At 73.0% G+C, this 19193-nt stretch carries 15 protein-coding genes and 2 tRNA genes; 13 read left to right on the plus strand and 4 right to left on the minus strand.

What is annotated here, in order from left to right; all coding sequences use genetic code 11:
• Window positions 1-117 precede the first annotated feature (117 nt).
• Complete coding sequence (trpS, locus tag IF655_RS02205) at window positions 118-1173, plus strand: tryptophan--tRNA ligase (protein ID WP_199581683.1); 1056 nt, start codon at window positions 118-120, stop codon at window positions 1171-1173.
• 39 nt (window positions 1174-1212) lie between these two features.
• Here trpS and IF655_RS02210 read toward each other — a convergent pair whose 3' ends face one another.
• A complete protein-coding gene (locus tag IF655_RS02210; protein WP_199581684.1) occupies window positions 1213-1602 on the minus strand; it encodes a VOC family protein in 390 nt (129 codons plus the stop codon).
• A gap of 118 nt (window positions 1603-1720) precedes the next feature.
• Between IF655_RS02210 and IF655_RS02215 the strand changes: the two genes are divergently transcribed.
• A complete protein-coding gene (locus IF655_RS02215; protein ID WP_199581685.1) occupies window positions 1721-2614 on the plus strand; it encodes a LysR family transcriptional regulator in 894 nt (297 codons plus the stop codon).
• Here the strand turns inward: IF655_RS02215 and IF655_RS02220 are convergent.
• Window positions 2611-3501 (minus strand): bifunctional DNA primase/polymerase, encoded by an 891-nt coding sequence (locus tag IF655_RS02220; RefSeq protein ID WP_199581686.1) that lies wholly within the window; start codon window positions 3499-3501, stop codon window positions 2611-2613. The genes IF655_RS02215 and IF655_RS02220 overlap by 4 nt on opposite strands.
• A 234-nt stretch (window positions 3502-3735) precedes the next feature.
• Here IF655_RS02220 and IF655_RS02225 point away from each other — a divergent pair, with 234 nt between their 5' ends.
• Together IF655_RS02225 and IF655_RS02230 are read left to right on the plus strand one after the other, a co-directional pair.
• Entirely contained in the window at window positions 3736-4347 is a 612-nt protein-coding gene (locus IF655_RS02225; RefSeq protein WP_199581687.1) for a SigE family RNA polymerase sigma factor, read from the plus strand.
• 188 nt (window positions 4348-4535) lie between these two features.
• Complete coding sequence (locus IF655_RS02230; RefSeq protein ID WP_199581688.1) at window positions 4536-6194, plus strand: long-chain fatty acid--CoA ligase; 1659 nt, start codon at window positions 4536-4538, stop codon at window positions 6192-6194.
• A gap of 106 nt (window positions 6195-6300) precedes the next feature.
• Here the strand turns inward: IF655_RS02230 and IF655_RS02235 are convergent, their stop codons facing one another.
• Window positions 6301-10836, minus strand: a complete 4536-nt coding sequence (locus tag IF655_RS02235; RefSeq protein WP_199581689.1) for a PAS domain-containing protein — start codon at window positions 10834-10836, stop codon at window positions 6301-6303.
• 390 nt (window positions 10837-11226) lie between these two features.
• Here IF655_RS02235 and IF655_RS02240 point away from each other — a divergent pair.
• The 4 genes from IF655_RS02240 to IF655_RS02255 all read left to right on the plus strand — a co-directional run bounded on the left by IF655_RS02240 (window position 11227) and on the right by IF655_RS02255 (window position 13553).
• Window positions 11227-11317 (plus strand) — tRNA-Ser (locus tag IF655_RS02240).
• 243 nt (window positions 11318-11560) lie between these two features.
• Window positions 11561-11633: transfer RNA gene (locus IF655_RS02245), tRNA-Arg, on the plus strand.
• A 115-nt stretch (window positions 11634-11748) separates the two neighbouring features.
• Complete coding sequence (locus tag IF655_RS02250; RefSeq protein WP_199581690.1) at window positions 11749-12255, plus strand: SigE family RNA polymerase sigma factor; 507 nt, start codon at window positions 11749-11751, stop codon at window positions 12253-12255.
• Between the two features lie 65 nt (window positions 12256-12320).
• A complete protein-coding gene (locus IF655_RS02255; protein ID WP_199581691.1) occupies window positions 12321-13553 on the plus strand; it encodes a hypothetical protein in 1233 nt (410 codons plus the stop codon).
• A 16-nt stretch (window positions 13554-13569) separates the two neighbouring features.
• On the opposite strand, the gene IF655_RS02260 is transcribed toward IF655_RS02255, so the two are convergent.
• The gene (locus IF655_RS02260; RefSeq protein ID WP_199581692.1) at window positions 13570-14049 is read right to left on the minus strand and encodes a MarR family winged helix-turn-helix transcriptional regulator; all 480 of its coding nucleotides are present in this window, start codon (window positions 14047-14049) and stop codon (window positions 13570-13572) included.
• Between the two features lie 79 nt (window positions 14050-14128).
• Between IF655_RS02260 and IF655_RS02265 the strand changes: the two genes are divergently transcribed.
• From IF655_RS02265 to IF655_RS02285, 5 genes are all read left to right on the plus strand, one after another.
• On the plus strand, window positions 14129-14491 hold the full coding sequence (locus IF655_RS02265) for an HGxxPAAW family protein (protein WP_242488485.1): 363 nt from the start codon (window positions 14129-14131) through the stop codon (window positions 14489-14491).
• A 66-nt stretch (window positions 14492-14557) separates the two neighbouring features.
• Window positions 14558-15595 carry a Bro-N domain-containing protein gene (locus tag IF655_RS02270; RefSeq protein WP_199581693.1) on the plus strand — a complete coding sequence of 346 codons (1038 nt, stop codon included), beginning with the start codon at window positions 14558-14560 and terminating at the stop codon, window positions 15593-15595.
• Window positions 15596-15666: 71 nt separating this feature from the next.
• On the plus strand, window positions 15667-16560 hold the full coding sequence (locus tag IF655_RS02275) for a DUF2797 domain-containing protein (RefSeq protein ID WP_199581694.1): 894 nt from the start codon (window positions 15667-15669) through the stop codon (window positions 16558-16560).
• 200 nt (window positions 16561-16760) lie between these two features.
• Window positions 16761-17501 (plus strand): response regulator transcription factor, encoded by a 741-nt coding sequence (locus tag IF655_RS02280; protein ID WP_018547522.1) that lies wholly within the window; start codon window positions 16761-16763, stop codon window positions 17499-17501.
• A complete protein-coding gene (locus IF655_RS02285; protein WP_199581695.1) occupies window positions 17498-19186 on the plus strand; it encodes a HAMP domain-containing sensor histidine kinase in 1689 nt (562 codons plus the stop codon). Before IF655_RS02280 ends, IF655_RS02285 begins: the two co-directional genes overlap by 4 nt.
• Window positions 19187-19193 lie beyond the last annotated feature (7 nt).

Raw genomic sequence — 19193 nt, forward strand, 5'->3', positions numbered from 1 at the left:
CGGCTGCCTTTTACGCATGACCACATGGCAGGGCCGTTCGGACGGACGGCCCTTCTTCGTGTTCCCGGACCCGGGTGCGTGCCGTCCCGACGGCACGAGTGACGACCAGGAGACCCCGTGAACACACACTCCGCGCCCACCCTCACCCGCACCACCCCGCTGGAGGAGCGGATCGCCCAGGACCCCGGGCGGTTCCGGATCCTCACCGGGGACCGGCCCACCGGGCGGCTGCACCTCGGGCACTACTTCGGCACGCTGCACAACCGGGTGCGGCTGCAGGACCTCGGCGTCGAGACGTTCGTGATCATCGCGGACTACCAGGTGCTGACCGACCGGGACGTGGCCGACGACCTCACCGGGTACGTCGAGGAGCTGGTCCTCGACCATCTCGCCGTCGGCGTGGACCCGGCGCGGAGCACGATCTTCACGCACAGTGCGGTCCCCGCGCTCAACCAGCTCCTGCTGCCCTTCCTCAGCCTGGTCTCCGTGGCCGAGCTGAGCCGGAACCCCACGGTCAAGGACGAGATCGCGCACTCGCGCCAGGCGGCGGTCAGCGGTCTGATGTTCACGTACCCCGTCCACCAGGCGGCGGACATCCTCTTCTGCAAGGCGGACCTCGTCCCGGTCGGGCAGGACCAGCTCCCGCACCTGGAGCTGACCCGGACCGTCGCGCGCCGCTTCAACGAGCGGTACGGCGACGGCGCCGCGGTCTTCCCCGAGCCCGAGGCACTGCTCTCCCGCGCCCCCGTGCTGCTCGGCACGGACGGCACCAAGATGAGCAAGAGCCGGGGCAACGCCATCGCGCTCGCCGCGACCCCCGACGAGACCGCCCGCCTGATCAGAGGCGCCAGGACCGACGCCGAGCGGCACATCCACTACGACCCGGAGAACCGCCCCGAGGTCTCCTCGCTGCTCCTGCTGGCGGCGCTGTGCCAGGACCGGGCGCCCGAGGAGATCGCGGACGAGATCGGCGCCCTGGGGGCGGCAGCGCTGAAGAAGGTGGTCACCGACTCCGTCAACGAGTACCTCGCCCCGATCCGCGCCCGCCGCGCCGAGTACGCCCGTGACCGCGCCCTGCTCCGCCGCGTCCTGCGCGAGGGCAACGAACGTGCCCGGGCGGTCGCCGACGCCACCCTCGCGGAGGTGCGCACCGCCATGAACAGCGATTACTGAAGCGAACCGCGACTACTGAAGCGCCGTCGCCCCAGCGGGTCAGGCGTCCTGCGGGTACCAGCGCAGCTCCACCGTGTTGCCGTCCGGGTCCCGGACGTACACGGAGGTCGCGGTGCCCCGGGCGCCGTCCCGCCGCACCGGTCCCTCCAGGACGGTCACCTGCGCCGACTCCAGGAACTCCGCCCAGTCCAGCGGGTCCACGGTCAGACAGAAGTGGTCCACGTTCGACTCGCCCCGGGGCTTGCCGACCACGTCGATGATCGTCTCCGCCGAGACCCGCACCGAGGGGAACGGCGCCTTCCCCGCCCGCCACGCCTCCACATTCACCGGCTCAAGACCGAGAAACCCGGTGTAGAAGCCGAGGGAACGCTCGATGTCGGCGACGTTGAGGACGAGGTGGTCGAAGGCTTTGACGTGCAGTGCGGGCATGTTTCCCTCCAGAGGAAGACCGTGTGGACGCGTGTTCCACGATCCGCCGGGGCGGGGAGACCATCAAGCGCGGATCGGTCTACGGTCGTTGAGCCTGGCTCGACGAACGGGGGACCTCGTGCTGGAACGGATCGAACTGGAAGCCTTCCTGGCGCTCGCGGAGGAGCTGCACTTCGGCCGCACCGCCGAGCGGCTCGGGGTGTCCACCGGACGCGTCAGCCAGGTGATCAAGAAGGTCGAGCGCCGGGTCGGCGGACCGCTGTTCGAGCGGACCAGCCGGGTCGTACGGCTCACTCCCGCCGGTCGGCGCCTCGCCGGTGACCTCGCCCCGCTCGCCGCCGGGATGACCGAGGCGCTGCGCAGAGCCGCCGACGCCAGTCGCGGGATCACCGGGGAACTCCGGGTCGCCTTCCTCGGCGAGTGGACCGCGCCCGCGCTGCTGAAGGCGGTCACGCTGTTCGGGGAGCGGCACCCCGAGTGCCGGGTGACCGTACGGGAGGCGCAGTTGTCCGACTCCCGCGCGAGTCTGCTCGACGGCTCGGTGGACGTGCTCATCGCCTCGTACCCCTTCGACGGCATGACCTGCGGTCCGGCGCTGCTCACGGAGCGGCGGCTGCTCGCCGTGGCCGCGGGGCACCCCCTCGCGCGGGCGGAGTCGGTGTCCCTGGAGGTGCTCGCCGAGCACCCCGTGGTCCAGTACCCGGAGATCACCTCCACCGGCTTCAAGCGCGACCGCACCCCCGACCGCACACCCTCCGGGCGCCCGGTCCCGAAGGGTCCCGCCGGACGTACCTTCTCCGAGATGCTGACCCTGGTCGCCATGGGTCACGGCGTCCTCCCCGTGGGCGAACACGCCCGGCGCTACTACCCCCGTCCCGACCTCGCGTACGTCCCGCTGCACGACGCTCCGCCGATCCGGCGGGGACCGGTGTGGCGGACGGACAACACCAGTGCCCGGGTACGGGAGTTCGTGCGGGCGGCGGTGGACGCGACGCGGGGAGACGCCCCCTAGGGCGGCGGTACGCGGCTGCCGCCCCCGGCGGACGCTCCCGTCGCCCGCGCCGCCGAGGCGATCGTCGCGCGGGCTTCCGGTTCCGGCAGGCCCGTGGCCAGGGCTGCTTCGAGGAGGGGGGTGGTCAGGGTGGGTCCGAGGCCGGATTCGTGGGCGCGGCAGGCGGCCCAGAACAGGCGGGTGTTGCGCTGTCCCTCGTGGGCGGTGAGGACGAAGTGGAGGAGACCCTGGCCGTCGGCGGGGGCGCGGCGGGGCGTACGGGGCGGGCGGGGTGGCGGGACGAGCAGGCGCAGGAGGGTGCGGGGGCAGGGGGCGGGGCGCAGGTGGGCGGTGCCGGGGGCGGTGACGTAGACGCCGTGGGCGGTGCGGGAACCGGGGCCGACCAGGTAGCCGCCTGCGCCGCGGATGTCGATGCCGGGGGCGAGGCGGCTCGCGGAGTTGGGTACGACGGTGTCCGGCGGTCCGGTGAGCCAGAGGTGGCGGCCGCCGCTCGGGGTCAGGACGACGACCGTCTCGGGGATCGTGAACCGGAACCTCAGTCCCAGGGCGCGCAGCGCTGCTGGGGCGTCGGTGCCCGGCTTGGTGTCCAGGTCGACGCCGACGAGGTGGTGCGGGGGCAGTCCGCAGGCGATGCCGTAGCCGGTGGCCCAGGGGGCGGCGGCGAACAGTTCCCGGATGCGGGCGGGGTCGGTGGAGGCGTCGTGGACGCCGTGTCCGGGGCGTCCGCACTCCCCGTGGCAGGGCGGGCGCGCGGGGTCGGCGCGGTGCGGCGAGCGCAGCGCCGGGAGCTTGGTCCGGGACAGGGGGATGACGGCCAGACCGCGCTCGGCGGCGGAGAGGGCGTGGGCGAGGGCCAGGGCGGTGACCTGTCGGCGGAAGGTGGCCATGGAACGATAGTCGTACGCATGTTCGATGATCGCCAGAGGGCATCCGGGGTCCGTTCCGGGCGGTCATTCGGGGTCCGTCCCGGACCGTCCCCTCAGGGTCAACCCTCAGGCGGGACCGTGCCGTACTCCACCCTCAGGAGGTGAGGGCGCGCCCGCCCCTCCGACCTGAGGCGGACCCCGCTTCGGGACCTGCGGCCGATCCGCCGGAGGCACCTCCGCTCCTAGCGTGGAGCCATGACCGCACCCGTCTGCACCAGCGCCTCGGCCGCCGCCGCACCAGCGCGGCAGACCCTTCCGCACCCCCGGCTCCGCACGGCCACGACCACGTACTCGTCGTTCTCCTCCTACGTCCGCGCCCGGCGCCCCGTGCTGCTGCGCACCGCGCGCTCGCTGACCGCCAACCCGAACGACGCCGAGGACCTGCTCCAGACCGCGCTCGCCAAGACGTACGCCGCCTGGGAGCGGATCGAGGACCACCGGGCGCTCGACGGCTACGTGCGGCGCGCCCTGCTCAACACGCGGACCTCGCAGTGGCGTCGGCGCAAGGTGGACGAGTTCGTCTGCGACGAGCTGCCCGAGCCGGAGGTGCGGGGCGGTGTCGCGGACCCCGCCGAACGCCAGGCGCTGCACGACGCGATGTGGCGCGCGATCGCCAAACTCCCCGCCCGCCAGCGCGCGATGGTCGTCCTGCGCTACTACGAGGACCTGAGCGAAGCCCAGACCGCCGAACTGCTCGGCGTCTCGGTCGGCACGGTCAAGTCGGCGGTGTCGCGCGCGCTCGGCAAGCTGCGGGAGGACCCGGAGCTGGGGGTCGTACGCCGGGACGGGTCGGACGCGGGGGTCTGATCCGTGCGGTGCCGGAGGAGGGGACTCGGGGTTCCCCCCGAGCCCCTCGGGGTCGCACCCGAGGCTCCCTCCCCACCCCCTCTGACCGGCGAGTTTCAGCCCGCCTAGTGACATACCGCGCGGTATGTGCGCAGAATCAGCGCGACTCTACTTCCGCTGAGGCAATGTTGCCGGGGAGGACGCCCGCCGTGCTGAGCACCATGCAGGACGTACCGCTGCTGATCTCGAGGATTCTCACCCACGGGTCGACCGTCCACGGATCGTCGCGGGTCACCACCTGGACCGGGGAGGGAGAGCCGCACCGCCGCACCTTCGCCGAGATCGGCGCCCGGTCGGCCCAACTGGCGCACGCCCTGCGGGACGAGCTGGGGGTGACGGGCGATGAGCGCGTGGCCACCCTGATGTGGAACAACAGCGAGCACGTCGAGGCGTACTTCGCGATCCCCTCCATGGGCGCCGTCCTGCACACCCTCAACCTGCGGCTGCCCGCCGAGCAGCTCGTGTGGGTCGTCCAGCACGCCGCCGACCGCGTGATCATCGTCAACGGCTCGCTGATCCCGCTGCTCGCGCCCCTGCTGCCGCAGATGCCGACCGTGGAGCACATCGTCGTCGCGGGACCCGGCGACCGCGCGCCGCTGACCGGCGGCACCGCCCGCGTCCACGAGTACGAGGACCTGCTCGCCGGCCGCCCGGAGAGCTACGACTGGCCCGAGCTGGACGAGCGCCGCGCCGCCGCCATGTGCTACACCTCCGGCACCACCGGCGACCCCAAGGGCGTGATCTACAGCCACCGTTCGATCTACCTGCACTCCATGCAGGTCAACATGGCCGAGTCGATGAGCCTGACCGACTCGGACACGACCCTGGTCGTCGTCCCGCAGTTCCATGTGAACGCCTGGGGTCTGCCGCACGCCACCTTCATGTCCGGCGTCAACATGCTGATGCCGGACCGGTTCCTCCAGCCCGCCCCGCTCGCCGAGATGATCGAGTCCGAGCGCCCCTCGCACGCCGCCGCCGTCCCCACCATCTGGCAGGGACTCCTCGCCGAGCTGCGCGCCAAGCCCCGTGACGTCTCCTCCCTCGGCCAGGTCACCATCGGCGGCTCGGCGTGTCCGCCCTCCCTGATGGAGGCGTTCGACGAGCTGGGCATGCGGGTCTGCCACGCCTGGGGCATGACGGAGACCTCCCCGCTCGGCACCGTCGCCCGTCCGCCCGCCCACGCCATCGGCACCGACGAGGAGTTCGCCTACCGCGTCACCCAGGGCCGCTTCCCGGCGGGCGTCGAGGCGCGCCTCACCGGTCCCGACGGCGAACGCCTCCCCTGGGACGGCGAGTCGGCGGGCGAGCTGGAGGTGCGCGGTCCCTGGATCGCGGGCGCCTACTACAACGGTCCCGACGCCGAACCCCTGCGCCCCGCCGACAAGTTCAGCGAGGACGGCTGGCTGAAGACCGGCGACGTCGGCATCATCTCCCCGGACGGCTTCCTGACCCTCACCGACCGCGCCAAGGACGTCATCAAGTCCGGCGGCGAGTGGATCTCCTCCGTCGACCTGGAGAACGCGCTGATGTCCCACCCGGACGTCACCGAGGCGGCCGTGGTCGCGGTGCCCGACGACAAGTGGGGCGAACGCCCGCTGGCCACCGTCGTGTTGAAGGAGGGCGCCCAGGTCGGCTTCGAGGCGCTGCGCGCCTTCCTCTCCGAGGAGGCGGGGGTCGCCCGCTGGCAGTTGCCCGAGCGCTGGACCATCGTGGAGACGGTCCCGAAGACCAGCGTCGGCAAGTTCGACAAGAAGAAGATCCGCGAGGCACACCGGCTGGGCGAGCTGGACGTGACCAAGCTGGTCTGACCGTCCGTCCTTTGCGGAAGCGGGTCCCACCGCGCGGTGGGACCCGCTTCCGTCAGTCCGTGCCGGTCCGTCAGTCCGTGCCGGTCCGCCAGTCCGTGCCGGTCCGCTAGTTCGTGCCGATCCGCGCCAGCAGGTCCACGATCCGCGACTGCGCCTCGTCGGTGGTCGCGCGCTCCGCGAGGAACAGCACCGACTCGCCCGAGGCAAGCCGGGGCAGGTCGCCGGGGTCGACGGTCGCGGTGTAGACGACCAGCGGGGTGCGGGTGAGCTGCCCGTTCGTCCGCAGCCAGTCCACGATCCCGGCCTGCTGCCGCTGCATCCGCATCAGATCCATGACGACGAGGTTCGGCCGGAACTGCCCGGCCAGCGTCACCGCGTCGCCGTCGCTCGCCGCCCGCGCCACCTGCATCCCGCGCCGCTCCAGCGTCGCGGTCAGCGCGAGCGCGATCTCCGCGTGCTCCTCGACCAGCAGCACCCGCGGCGGATGCTGCTCGCTGTCGCGCGGCGCCAGCGCCTTGAGCAGGACGGCAGGATCGGCGCCGTACGCCGCCTCGCGCGACGCCTGCCCCAGCCCCGCCGTCACCAGCACCGGCACCTCGGCGGCGACCGCCGCCTGGCGCAGCGACTGCAGCGCCGTACGCGTGATCGGTCCGGTCAGCGGGTCCACGAACAGCGCGGCCGGGAACGCGGCGATCTGCGCGTCCACCTCCTCGCGCGAGTGCACGACGACGGGACGGTAGCCGCGGTCGCTCAGCGCCTGCTCGGTCGTGGTGTCCGGCGCGGGCCACACCAGCAGCCTGCGCGGGTTGTCCAGCGGCTCCGGGGGCAGCTCGTCGTCCAGCGGCTGCGGGCGCGGGGTGTCCGCGACCTCGACGGCACCGCCGGGACCGTCCAGCGGCTCGGGTCCCTCGGCGGCGTTCGCGTCCGGTGCCCCTATGGCGTACGAGCGCCCGATGCCCTCGGTGCCGGGGGCGAGCCGGGTCTGCCCCGCCAGGGACGGCTGCGCGGGCTCGGCGCCCGCGTGCGGCTTGCCGGGCTGCTCCGGCTGCGCCTCGGGGCGCGCGGCGGGGGGCGTCCCCAGCTTGCGGCGCCTGCCACCGCCGTTGGTGCCGTGCGGGGGCGGGGTGGCACCGGGCTGCGGCGCCTGCTGAGCCTGCGGTGCCTGCGGTGTCTGCTGCACCTGCGCGGCCTGGCGGACGAACGGCACGCCCTGACCCAGCGTCCGCACGCTGAACGCGTGCCCCTGGGTGGAGGTCGGGTCGTACGCGGGCGCACCCGGCGCCTCCGCGGGCAACGGCTGCGCGGCACGCGGCGGCAACGCGGACGCCTGCGGCGCGGGCACACCGGCACCCGCCGTGTCGTCCTCGTCGTCGTCGGGCCAGGGCTGCGGGACCGCGGGCGCGGCGGCTTCAGCGGGGAGCGGTTGGGGGCCGGGCTGCGGGGTCGCCTGCGGCGCGGGCTCGGCGGGAGCCTGAGCCTGTGCGGGGATGACCCCGCCCGGAACCTGCTGCCCGGCGACGGGCATCCCCTGCGCCGGGATCGGCGCGGGCTGCTGCGCCGCCACGGGCGCGACCTGCCCGGGCACCGGCAGCGGCTGCCCGGGCGCGGGTACGGCGGCGCCGGGAGCCTGCGCCGGGAGGGCGACGGCCTGTCCGGGCACGGGGACGGGCTGACCCGGCGCGGGTACGGCGGGGGACGGTGCCTGTCCGGCGACGGCGACGGTCTGACCGGGAACCTGAACCGGCGGTCCGGCGACCGGCACGGGCTGCCCCGGCACCGGAACCGCCTGACCGGGAAGGGACACGGGCACGGGCTGCCCCGCTGCCGGAACCGCCTGACCGGGCGCGGGGACCGCCTGAGCGGGAACCGGTACGGACGGACCGGGCACCGGCGCGGGCTGCCCCGCCACGGCGACGGCCTGACCGACGGGCGCGCCCGGCTGACCTGCGACCGGAACCGCCTGACCCGGCACCTGCGCGACCGGACCGGCCACGGCGGCGGGCTGCCCCGGCACCGGTACTTGCGCCGGAACCCCCGGCGCACCCGGCACCGCACCCGGCTGAGCCTGCGGAGCGACCCGTGCCACCCCCTGCGCCTCCCGCGTCGGCTCGCTCGGCTGGGCCACCGCGCGGCGGCGGCGTCCGGTGGGCGCGGTCGTGGGATGCGGCTGGGGCGGAGTGTGATCGTCGGACTGGTCGACGGGGACGGAGTCGTGCTGCCCCTCGCCACCAGGAGCCGGAACCGGAACCGATCCCGGAATCGGAGCCGGAGCGGCCACGGGCGCCTCCGGCGCGCGGTCGGCCTCGGCGGGCGGCAGCGCGAAGACGGGCCGGGGTCCCTGCGCGGCTGCCTCCGGCGCGGCACCGGCAGCTTCCGGCGCGGCGCCCAGCGCCCGGCGGCGCCGTCCGGTCGGCTGCACTCCCGCGGCCACCCGCGGGTCGGGCGCGGCGGGCAGCGCGGGCGGCAGCGCCGCCTGCTCCTCGCGGCCACCGGACGCGGGCACACCCCGCGGGGACACGGCGGCACCGAGCCCCGAGGCCACGGCGGCCGTACCGGCGGCATGTTCCGCCGCCGTCATCACGGCACCCTCGGCCACCGCGTCCTGACCGGCACCGGCACCCGCAGCCGCGTCGGCGGGCCGTCCGCGCCGCCGTCCCGTACCGCCGGACGCCGCCTGCGCCGTCTCCAGCGCGGCGGGTCCGCCCTCCTCCTGGGCCGGGGCACCGCGCCTGCGGCGCCGTCCGGTCGGGGCGGGGGCGTCCGCGTCGCCGTTCACCGGACCGGCGGCGGACAGGTCGCTGTCGAGGAAGGCGTCGGTGGAGGACCGCCGGGTCCTGCGCCCCGCGTCCTGCGCCTCCGGAGCCTCGTCGGCCGTGTCCTCCTGGACCGCCGGGAGCCGCAGGGCGACCGTCCCGGCGCCGCCGCCGAGCGGCACCTCCAGGACGTACGCGCTGCCGCTCATGCCCGGGACCTCGTGCGTCTGGAGCACACCGCCGTGCGCGCGGACGATCCCGCGCACGATCGGCTCGTGCACCGCGTCGCCCCCGGCGTACGGTCCGCGCACCTCGATGCGGGCGACCTCGCCGCGCTGGGCGGCGGCGACCACGACCGTGTTGTCCAGGTAACCGCCCGCCGAGACAGGCGCGTTGCCGGTGGCGTCCACGCCCGCGACGTCCGCCACGAGATGGGCGAGCGCGGTGGCCAGACGCTGCGGGTCGACCTCCGCCTCGATGGGCGGGGCGTGCACGGCGAACTGCACCCGACCGGGACCGATCAGCTCGACGGCGCCGTCCACACCGGCGGCGACCACGGCGTCCAGCATCACCTTCGTACGGGTGATGTCCTCGCTGCCGGAGTCCAGGCGCTGGTAGGAGAGGACGTTGTCGATGAGGGCGGTGATGCGGGCGTACCCGGCGGACAGGTGGTGGAGGACCTGGTTGGCCTCGGGCCAGAGCTGTCCCGCGTCGTCGGCGGCGAGGGCGGCCAGCTCGCGGCGCAGCTCGTCGAGAGGACCACGCAGGGAGTCGCCGAGGAGGGTCAGCAACTGCTCGTGCCGTCCGGAGAGGGCTTCGTAGCGGTCCTTCTCGCGCTCGGCGAGAGCCGCGTACCGCTCCTCGCCCGCCGCCAGTTGCTCCTCGTGCTTCTCGCGCAGCCCGGCCAGCTCGGTGTCGCGCTCCTCGCGCAGCTCCGCGAGCTTCGTGTCCCGGTCCTCGCGCAGCTCCTCCAGCTCCGCCACGTGCTTCTGGCGCAGCGCGGTCAGGTCGGAGGCGTGCTCCTCGGAGAGCTTCTCCAGCTCCTCGGCGTGCGCCTTCTCCAGCTCGGACTTCTCCACCGAGAGCGTCTCGTAGGCGCGCCGGTCGGTGAAGGTCATCACGGCGCCGACGAGCTGGTCCCCGTCGCGCACCGGCGCGGTGGTCAGGTCGACCGAGACCTCGTCGCCGTTCTTGGCCCACAGCACCTGCCCGCGCACCCGGTGCTTGCGCCCCGAGCGCAGGGTGTCGGCGAGCGGGGACTCGGCGTACGGGAAGGGGGAGCCGTCGGCCCGCGAGTGCAGGACGAGGTTGTGCAGCTCCTTGCCGCCCAGCTCGCCGGCGCGGTAGCCGAGGATCTGCGCGGCGGCCGGGTTGACCAGCACGATCCGCCCGTCGGTGTCCGTACCGACGACGCCCTCGGACGCCGCCCGCAGGATCATCTCGGTCTGCCGCTGCGAACGCGCCAGCTCGGCCTCGGTGTCCACGGTCCCGGACAGGTCCCGTACGACGAGCATCAGCAGCTCGTCGCCGGTGTAGCCGGAACCGTCGTACGCCTGCTGCCCGTTCTCCAGGTTCGCGCTGGTGACCTCGACCGGGAACTCGGTGCCGTCGGTGCGCCGGGCGACCATCCGCGTCGGCTTCGTGCGGCCGCGCGGGTCCATGTGGTCGGGGCGGCGCATGGAGCCGGGGATCAGCTTGGAGTCGAACTGCGGCAGCAGATCGAGCAGCCCGCGCCCGACGAGCGCCGTGCCGGGAGCCTCGAAGGTCTCCAGGGCGATGGTGTTGGCGTTGACGACGGTCCCGTTGGCGTTGACCAGGAGCAACGCGTCGGGCAGCGCGTCGAGTATGGCTGCGAGGCGAGCAGCGCCTCGGGATGGCCTGCTGCTCACGAGACGCTTCCTCCCTGTTACCGCACCTTGCCTACCGCTCGGGCCATCTTGCCAACCGGCCCGCGGGGTGTCACGCGAGGGAGTCTAAAGGCACGGGTCGGGCTCGCGGCGCCGGATACGGGGGAGGTCCCACGAGGAAGTGACCCCGAACATGTGCGCGCGTACGACACGACCACCGCCCCGCCTTCCCTTCTCCCCGCTCCCTCCTCTTCTCTTCCCCCTCTCCCCTCTCTCCGTCACGTCCGCCGTCACGTCCTCCGCCACGCCAAAGAAGCCCTTTGCCCTGCGGCCCTCGCGCCTAGTACCGTGGGGGTCGATTGGTGACGCGGTGCTTGCCTGTGTCATCATCTGCACGCACCGATCGCGCGCTCGCGCGTGAACGGTTGTGCTGGAGGCGTCGCCTAGTCCGGTCTATGGCGCCGCACTGCTAATGCGGTTTGGGCCTTAAAGCCCATCGAGGGTTCAAATCCCTCCGCCTCCGCACCCACCCGAAGCCCCGGTCCCCAGGACCGGGGCTTCGGCGTTTCCGGAACGCACCCCGCCGTTTCCACCCCGCGCCCCACCTTGGGCGCCACCCGCCCCACCCCGCCCCAGATCCATGTTTCCGCAGGTCAGAGGAGGTGATCGGAACGGATTTCACATGACGGCGGCAGTCATGTAATGTTCTTCCTGTCGCCGGGACGGGCCGAAAGGGCCGGAACGAAAGACAAAAACAAAAGAACAAGCACTCGTAGCTTAACGGATAGAGCATCTGACTACGGATCAGAAGGTTGCAGGTTCGAATCCTGCCGAGTGCACAGCGAAGAGGCCCCGGAGAGATCCGGGGCCTCTTGTGTTTTCTCTTGTATCGGCCGTAACGCGTTGCCCCCGCCGGGCCCTGTAAAGGGTGACTTCGGATCACGGAAGGGTGCCATGGCTGGCAGAGCGGGGCGGGAGTACCAGGAGTTCGCGGCGGCGCGGGGAGCGCATCTGTTCCGTACCGCGTGTCTGCTGACCGGGGGCGACTGGCATCTGGCCGAGGACCTGGTGCAGGAGACGCTGGCGAAGATGTACTGCTCGTGGCGGCGGATCAACCGGGACAGCTCGCCGGTGGCGTACGCCAACACCGTGCTCACCCGCACGTTCCTCTCGCACCGCCGCAGGCGCAGTTCCGCCGAGCGGCCCAGTGACCGGATGCCGGACAGGGTGGGGCGCGCCGACGACGCCGAGCTGCGGCTGACCCTGCTGGAGGGGCTGGCCCGGCTGTCGGCCAAGGACCGTGCCGTGCTGGTGCTGCGGTACTGGGAGGACCGCTCGGTGGAGGAGACCGCCGAGGTCCTCCGGCTCTCGCCGGGCGCGGTCCGGGCGCAGAGCCTGCGCGCGCTGCGCCGGCTGCGCGCCGAGCTGGGCGATCAACTGACCGAGCTGGCACCCCGGTAGACCCGTGGTCGTCCGGGGCTTCGCGCCCCTTCACCGTCGTACTCGCACAGAAACGGAGATTCGTCATGCCCGCAGACGCCCACGACGTGTTCGAGCAGCACCTGCCCGCCGCGCTGGACGACGCCGCCCACGCCCTTCCTCCGCTGCCCCCCGGTCTGCTGGAGCGTGCCGCCCGGCGCGGGCGCCGACGGCGGATGTGGCGGACCGCGCGGGTGGGGGGCGGTGCCGTGCTGACGGTGGCCGCGCTCGGCGGGGTGCTGGTGGGGACCGGGGTCCTCGGGGGCGCCGGGACGCCGACGGCGGTTCCGGGGATGTCCGCCCCCGCCCCCGCCGACTCCAGCGGTCCGGCGCCGCGTGTGAGCGGGGACGACGTGTCGGCCACGCTGCGCGGTCTGATGCCGAAGAGCGGCACCGTCTCGAAGGTGTGGGGCAAGCGGTTGCCCGGCAGCCTCACGGCCGGGCTCGTCGTCCGCACCGGCGCCCACGGCGCGCCGTCCGCGCTCGACCTCGGGATCTCCCGGCAGCAGGCGGGCGGATGCCTGCCCGTCGAGGTGCGGCCGTACGACACCTGCGCGCGGAAGAAGTTCGCCGACGGCTCCGTGCTGTACTCCACCAAGTCCTTCACCTACCCGAACAGCCGTGACGGGCAACGGCGTTGGTACGTCGAGTACATCACCCGCGACGGCGCCCGGCTGTTCCTGGAGGAGTTCGGCGGGGGCGGCGAGAAGGCGTCCACCTCCGGCGGCGACCCGGTGCTCTCCCTCGACCGGCTCGGCGCCGTCGTCCGGAGCCCTGCCTGGCGTACGGCCATCGCCTCCCTCCAGGACCCGGACGGCGCCGAAGCGCCCCCGCGGCAGCAGGGCGTGCCCTCCGCCGACCGGATGTCCTCGGTGCTCACCGCGCTGCTGCCCCGGGGGCACGTCTCGGACCTGAGCAGCTCCCCGGGACTGGTGCAGCTCGTCCACGACGACGGCCACGGCAGGAACATGGTCGAGGTGGACGTCCAGCCGGACCAGAACGACGTGCTGGCCGGGGAGATGGGCTGCAGGGGAGGAGAGCTCACCTGCGACAGCGAGGTCCTCAAGGACGGCACCAGGGTCAAGGCGACCCGGTCCCCCTCGGAGAAGGGCGGCGCCGCGGTCGTCTGGGAGGTCGACACCCTGCGCCCCGACGGTCTGCGCGTCCTGGTGCGCGAGATCAACTCCTACGCCGAGGCGGGCCCCGTCACCCGCCCCGAGCCCGCGCTGAGCCTGGCGAAACTGCGGACGATGGCGCTGGACCCGAGGTGGCGCCGCTGACCGACCGTACGAGGGCTCACTCCCCCTTGTCGTTCAGCCGTTCCAGGCTCGCGTGGGCCAGGGCGGTGCCGCGGGTGAACCAGTCGGTGAGGACGCCGAGTTCGTCGGGGGAGTACTCCGCGAAGAGAGCGGTGAGGTTCTCGTAGTGGCAGGCGTACTCCGCGCCGACCCGGGTCACCGCGTCCGGGACGGCGGCGACGCGGACGCGGCGGCGGTCGGCGGGGTCGGGGCGGCGGGTGACGTAGCCCGCGCGTTCCAGGCGGTTGAGGATGCCGGTGACCGCGCCGGTGGTGACGTGGGCGCGGGCGGCGAGGTCGCCCGCGGTGAGCAGGTCGTCGCCCGCCTCCAGGACGAAGCCGAAGCAGGTGAGGTCGGTGACGTTCAGACCCAGCCGCCGGGCCAGTTCCTGCTGGCCGATCAGATGGGCGGCGATGAGGTGGTCCATCGCCGACAGCGCCTGGGCCGGAGTCGCGGGCGGTCGGGCGGGGCGGTCCATCTGGTCAGATTCCTTAGCCTGTGAGATATTCGCGAGACGAATCTCTTAGTTGGTGAGACATTTCCCGGGAGGGGTCTCCATGAGTCTGTACGACGAGGGTCACACGATCGCCGGCTGGACCGGGTTCGGCGTCGCCACGGCGGGGGCGTGTGTCCTCGGGGTGGGTGTGTGCGTCGTGTCCGTGCCGTACCTCGCGGGCGGGGCGGCGGTCGTGGCTCTGGGGGTGCTCGTCACCTGGGTCCTGCATCTGACGGGCTGGGGCAAGCCGCCGGGGGTGCGACCGCGCGAGCAGTGGGGGATGCGGGTCCGGGACACGACGGCCAGGGACGGGCATCCGGGGTGCGTGGGGTGCCGGCTCGCCGGGCGGGGGCGGAGCGGCGAGAACGCGCTGGTGGGGACGGACGTGGGTGCGGAATCGATACCTCTGTCTTCTATCGAGTGAACGTGCGCTGTGTGCACGGCAGTTGGTGAGGGGCGTCCCTAGCTTCCGGGATGGAGGTGATGCTCGATGTACGAGCAGGACGAGAACGGCATGGATTCCTGGGGCGCGGCGACGCCGCGGCGGGAGGCGATCGAGATCAACGACTTCGTGTACGCGGCCACCGGAGCGCGGCTGCGGAGGCTCACCCTGCCGGACGGCACGCACTGGTTCCCGGCCGCGGACGTGTGCAAGCGCCTCGGCTACGCACATGTGGGTTCGGCTCTGCGCAATGTCGCCGACCACGTCAACTTCGCTCCACTTGAGAGTGTGCTTCTGAAGCACACTCTCGGCATTCCCGCAGGTCGAGAGTGGCGCCGAGACATGAACGTAGTGAACCTTCAGGGGCTGATCCAGTTGGTCAACGGGTGCACCAAACCGGAGTCGCAGCCCTTCAGGACCTGGGTCTCCGAAGTCATCGCCACCATCCAGCGCGACGGTTCGTACACTCTCGACCCCGCCCCCGTGCAGCCCCCGCCCGGCGAAGGCACCGCCTATCTCATGCCCGACGAAGTCGCGGAGGCGATCGTCCGGCTGGAGGAGCGGAACATCCGGGCGGACGAGGCGATGGTGGTCGCGCGGCTGGAGGAGATCGAACAGGCGCGGCGGGCGAACGAGGAGCGCGGGCGGACCAACGAGCACCTCGGTCGTGTGACCGATCAGCTCGGCCACACCAACCACCACCTCGGCGCCCTCGACTCCCGAGCCGGAGGACTCCACCACGTCCTCGGTCGTATCGCCGACACCCTCGACCTCATCGCGGACCGGCTCCAGCCCCCGCCCCCGCGCACCGCGGCAGAAGGCGCGCCGCGTCTCACAGCCCAGCACCTCCTCGCCACCTGGCGGGCCCGCAACCTCGTCGTCACCGACGACGTGCACGCGGTGGCCGCCTGTCTCGCCCCCGCTCTCGTACGCGGTCCGGCCCCCTGCAGGCTGGAGGACGTCGCCGAGCGCACCGGTCTCACCCTCGACCGCGTCCACGACTGCGTGCGGATGCTGATCAAGCGGGGGTGCGTGCGGCAGGCGGGGAACGCGGCGGACGGGGTGCCGGTGTACGTGCTGCCGTAGCCCGCGCGCCGTATCGCCCACGCGCGTACGCCCGCCCCCGCTGTCAGTGCCCTCCCCTACCCTCGGCACCCATGGCACCCGCACGCGTATGGAGATGTTCCGGACTCCGCTGGACCCCGCAGGGACCCGTGCTGGTGTGGGGCGGTGGCAGGCGCAGCCCGCTGAGCAGAGGGAAGGCGATCGCCTTCGCCGTGGCGGAGGAGACGCCGCGCCGGTGTGTCGGCGCACGCGGGAACGGCTGTCCGGTGCGCGCGGCGGTGCCGGGAAGAAGCACCGGTGCCCGGTGCGAGGAGTGTGCGCGGCTGGACCGGGCGCATTCGGTCGCCGCCGACACCCTGGCCGACGATCCGCGTCCCTACCGTGTCTATCTGGCCTGGTTCGGTCCCGGCATGACCAAGGTCGGCATCACCGCCGCCGAGCGGGGTTCCGCGCGCCTGCTCGAACAGGGCGCCGTCTGTTTCACCTGGCTCGGCACCGGACCCCTGATGGCCGCCCGCCGCACCGAGGAGCTGCTGCGCGCCGCGCTGAACGTGCCGGACCGGCTGCCGTACGCCGAGAAGCGTGCCGTACGGGCGCATCTCCCGCCGACCGGCGCCGAACGTGCCGTGGAAGTGGAGGACTTGCACGCTCGGGCTCGCGCCCTTCCCGCCTGGCCCGAGTCCCTCGACCCCGCTCCCTGCCAAGTCGTGGACCACGTCGAGGTGTTCGGCATCCGGCGCGACGAACCCGCTGTCGCCGACGTGCGTGAGCTGGTCCCCGGCGGTGCCCTCGGCGGAGAACTCGTCGCGGTCGCCGGACCCGATCTGCATCTCGCCGTCGACGGTCATGGAGTCGTCGTCCTCGACACCCGGCTGATGACCGGCTGGGACCTCGTGACGCCCCAGCCTCCGCACAGCGGTGAACCGACCGTGCCGACAAGGAAGTTCACGGCCAAGCGGGTCAATCAGCAGGACGGTCTCTTCTGACGGGGCGTGCTCCTCCGCCGAACGGTCCCCGTCGCACGCCCCGGCTCCCCCAGCAAATCCCCATCAACCCCCCAAGCGAACCCCACCCATTCCCCAAGCAATCCCCCTATCACCCCTTTCCGATCACCCCTCGCGCATTTCTCAGCGAAATCACAGATTGCCGAAAGTCTCTTCTCAGAGGCTCCGGACATGGTTCCGCCATGACCACGACCTCGCCCCAGGGGCGCACCGAACTGCTGAGGCCGGACGGGAGCCCCGTCCGTGTGCTGGTGGTGGACGACGAGCTGTCCATCACCGAACTGCTGAGCATGGCCCTGCGCTACGAGGGCTGGCAGATCAGGAGCGCGGGGGACGGGCAGGGCGCGCTGCGCACCGCGCGGGAGTTCCGGCCCGACGCCGTGGTCCTGGACATGATGCTGCCGGACATGGACGGTCTGACCGTGCTGAGCAGGCTGCGCCGTGAACTGCCCGACGTGCCCGTGCTGTTCCTCACCGCCAAGGACGCGGTGGAGGACCGGATCGCCGGGCTCACCGCGGGCGGCGACGACTATGTGACCAAGCCGTTCAGCCTGGAGGAGGTCGTGGCCCGGCTGCGCGGGCTGATCCGGCGCTCCGGGGCGGCGGACCGGAGGTCGGATTCCATGCTGGTGGTCGGGGACCTGACCCTGGACGAGGACAGCCACGAGGTGACCCGGGGCGGCGACTCCATCCACCTCACCGCGACCGAGTTCGAGCTGCTGCGCTTCCTCATGCGCAACCCGCGCCGGGTGCTCAGCAAGGCGCAGATACTGGACCGGGTCTGGTCGTACGACTTCGGTGGACAGGCCAACGTGGTCGAGCTGTACATCTCGTATCTGCGCCGGAAGATCGACGCGGGGCGCGAGCCGATGATCCACACCCGGCGCGGCGCGGGTTATCTGATCAAGCCCGCCGTGTCATGAGCGGGCGACGGCGACCGCGCCGGTCCGGCGGTCGCCTGAGGGCGCAGCCGCGCACGCTGCGGACGCGGCTGGTCGTCGCGTCCGTGGCGCTGATCGCCGTGGTGTCCGCGGTGATCGGGACGGTGACCACGCTGGCCCTGCACGAGCACCTGTACGCCCAGTTGAACGGCCAGGTGAAGGAGATCACCGTACGCGCCGTGGGACGTCTGCACCTGCCCGGTGCCGGGGGTCCCACCTCTCCCGCGAGCGGTATCGGCATCCCGACGGACACCTCGCCTCCGGCCGAGAAGGTCGGCACGCTGCTCACCACGGGACCGACACCGCGCGGGACCGTCGCCGGGTTCGTGCGGGACGGCAAGGTGGTCTACGCCGCCGTGTCCCAGGAGCAGACCGACAGCCAGAACCGGTTCAAGCGGATGCGCGCCCAGGCGCTCACCGCCGACCAGGTCGAGGCGCTCGCCACGGCGCCCCGGGACGACAGCCCGCACACCGTGCACCTGCCGGGGCGCGGCGACTACCTCGTGCGGTTCGTCTCCAGCGACGACGGCGCCGACCAGTTCTACGTCGCCCTGCCCACCGCCGGGGTCGACGGCACCGTGGACACCCTCATCCTGGTCGAGGTGTGCGTCACCCTCGCCGGACTCGCCGCCGCCTCGCTGGCCGGGGCGGTCATCGTCGGCGTGGCCACCCGCCCGCTGCGCCGGGTCGCCGCCACCGCCACCCGGGTCTCCGAACTCCCCCTGCACAGCGGCGAGGTGAACCTCAGCGAGCGCGTCCCCGAGTCGGAGTGCGACCCGCACACCGAGGTCGGCCGGGTCGGCGCCGCGCTCAACCGGATGCTCGACCATGTGCACGGCGCCCTGCACGCCCGCCAGCAGAGCGAGATGCGGGTACGGCGCTTCGTCGCCGACGCCAGTCACGAACTGCGCACCCCGCTCGCCTCGATACGCGGCTACGCCGAGCTGACCCGGCGCGGACGCGAACCCGTCGGACCGGACACCCGGCACGCGCTGGGCCGGATCGAGTCCGAGGCGGCGCGGATGACGCTGCTGGTGGAGGACCTGCTGCTGCTCGCCCGCCTGGACGCGGGGCGCCCGCTCCAGTTCGAGCCCGCCGACCTGGTCCCGCTGGTCGTGGACACGGTCAGCGACGCGCGCGCCGCCGGGCTCGGGCACAACTGGCGGCTCGACCTGCCCGACGAGCCCGCGCTCGTGACCGCCGACGTCGCCCGGCTGCACCAGGTGCTGGTCAACCTGCTGGGCAACGCCCGCAACCACACCCCGCCGGGCAGCACCGTGACCGCACGGGTGCGCCCGCGCGGTCCCTGGATGTGCGTGGACATCGAGGACAACGGTCCGGGCATCCCGCCCGAGCTGCTGCCGCACGTCTTCGAGCGGTTCGCGCGCGGCGACTCGGCGCGCACCCGCGCCACCGGCTCCACCGGTCTCGGTCTCGCCATCGTGCGGGCCGTCGTCCTCGCGCACGGCGGCGACGTGCACGTGGAGAGCGCGCCGGGGCGCACCGTGTTCACCGTCCGGCTGCCGCTGACGTCCGGTCAGCGGGACGGGTCGTCCCTGGCGCCCGGCCGACCGGAACAGTCGCCCCTGACGCAGGGTCAACCGGAACACCGGACTCACTCACAGCCGGACCACAGCGTCACCACACGTGCGCGACAGGGCGCCTGACAAGAGT

The organism is Streptomyces sp. DSM 110735 (genome assembly GCF_016482685.1).
GTDB lineage: Bacteria > Actinomycetota > Actinomycetes > Streptomycetales > Streptomycetaceae > Streptomyces.

What these genes read in the sequence shown, in the direction of transcription:
- IF655_RS02270 (WP_199581693.1), top strand. Translation starts at nt 14,558, where the DNA reads ATGTACGAGCAGGACGAGAACGGCATGGATTCCTGGGGCGCGGCGACG.
- IF655_RS02255 (WP_199581691.1), top strand. Translation starts at nt 12,321, where the DNA reads ATGCCCGCAGACGCCCACGACGTGTTCGAGCAGCACCTGCCCGCCGCG.
- IF655_RS02225 (WP_199581687.1), top strand. Translation starts at nt 3,736, where the DNA reads ATGACCGCACCCGTCTGCACCAGCGCCTCGGCCGCCGCCGCACCAGCG.
- IF655_RS02260 (WP_199581692.1), bottom strand. Translation starts at nt 14,049, where the DNA reads ATGGACCGCCCCGCCCGACCGCCCGCGACTCCGGCCCAGGCGCTGTCG.
- IF655_RS02265 (WP_242488485.1), top strand. Translation starts at nt 14,129, where the DNA reads ATGAGTCTGTACGACGAGGGTCACACGATCGCCGGCTGGACCGGGTTC.
- IF655_RS02210 (WP_199581684.1), bottom strand. Translation starts at nt 1,602, where the DNA reads ATGCCCGCACTGCACGTCAAAGCCTTCGACCACCTCGTCCTCAACGTC.
- IF655_RS02220 (WP_199581686.1), bottom strand. Translation starts at nt 3,501, where the DNA reads ATGGCCACCTTCCGCCGACAGGTCACCGCCCTGGCCCTCGCCCACGCC.
- IF655_RS02285 (WP_199581695.1), top strand. Translation starts at nt 17,498, where the DNA reads ATGAGCGGGCGACGGCGACCGCGCCGGTCCGGCGGTCGCCTGAGGGCG.
- IF655_RS02250 (WP_199581690.1), top strand. Translation starts at nt 11,749, where the DNA reads ATGGCTGGCAGAGCGGGGCGGGAGTACCAGGAGTTCGCGGCGGCGCGG.
- IF655_RS02280 (WP_018547522.1), top strand. Translation starts at nt 16,761, where the DNA reads ATGACCACGACCTCGCCCCAGGGGCGCACCGAACTGCTGAGGCCGGAC.
- IF655_RS02275 (WP_199581694.1), top strand. Translation starts at nt 15,667, where the DNA reads ATGGCACCCGCACGCGTATGGAGATGTTCCGGACTCCGCTGGACCCCG.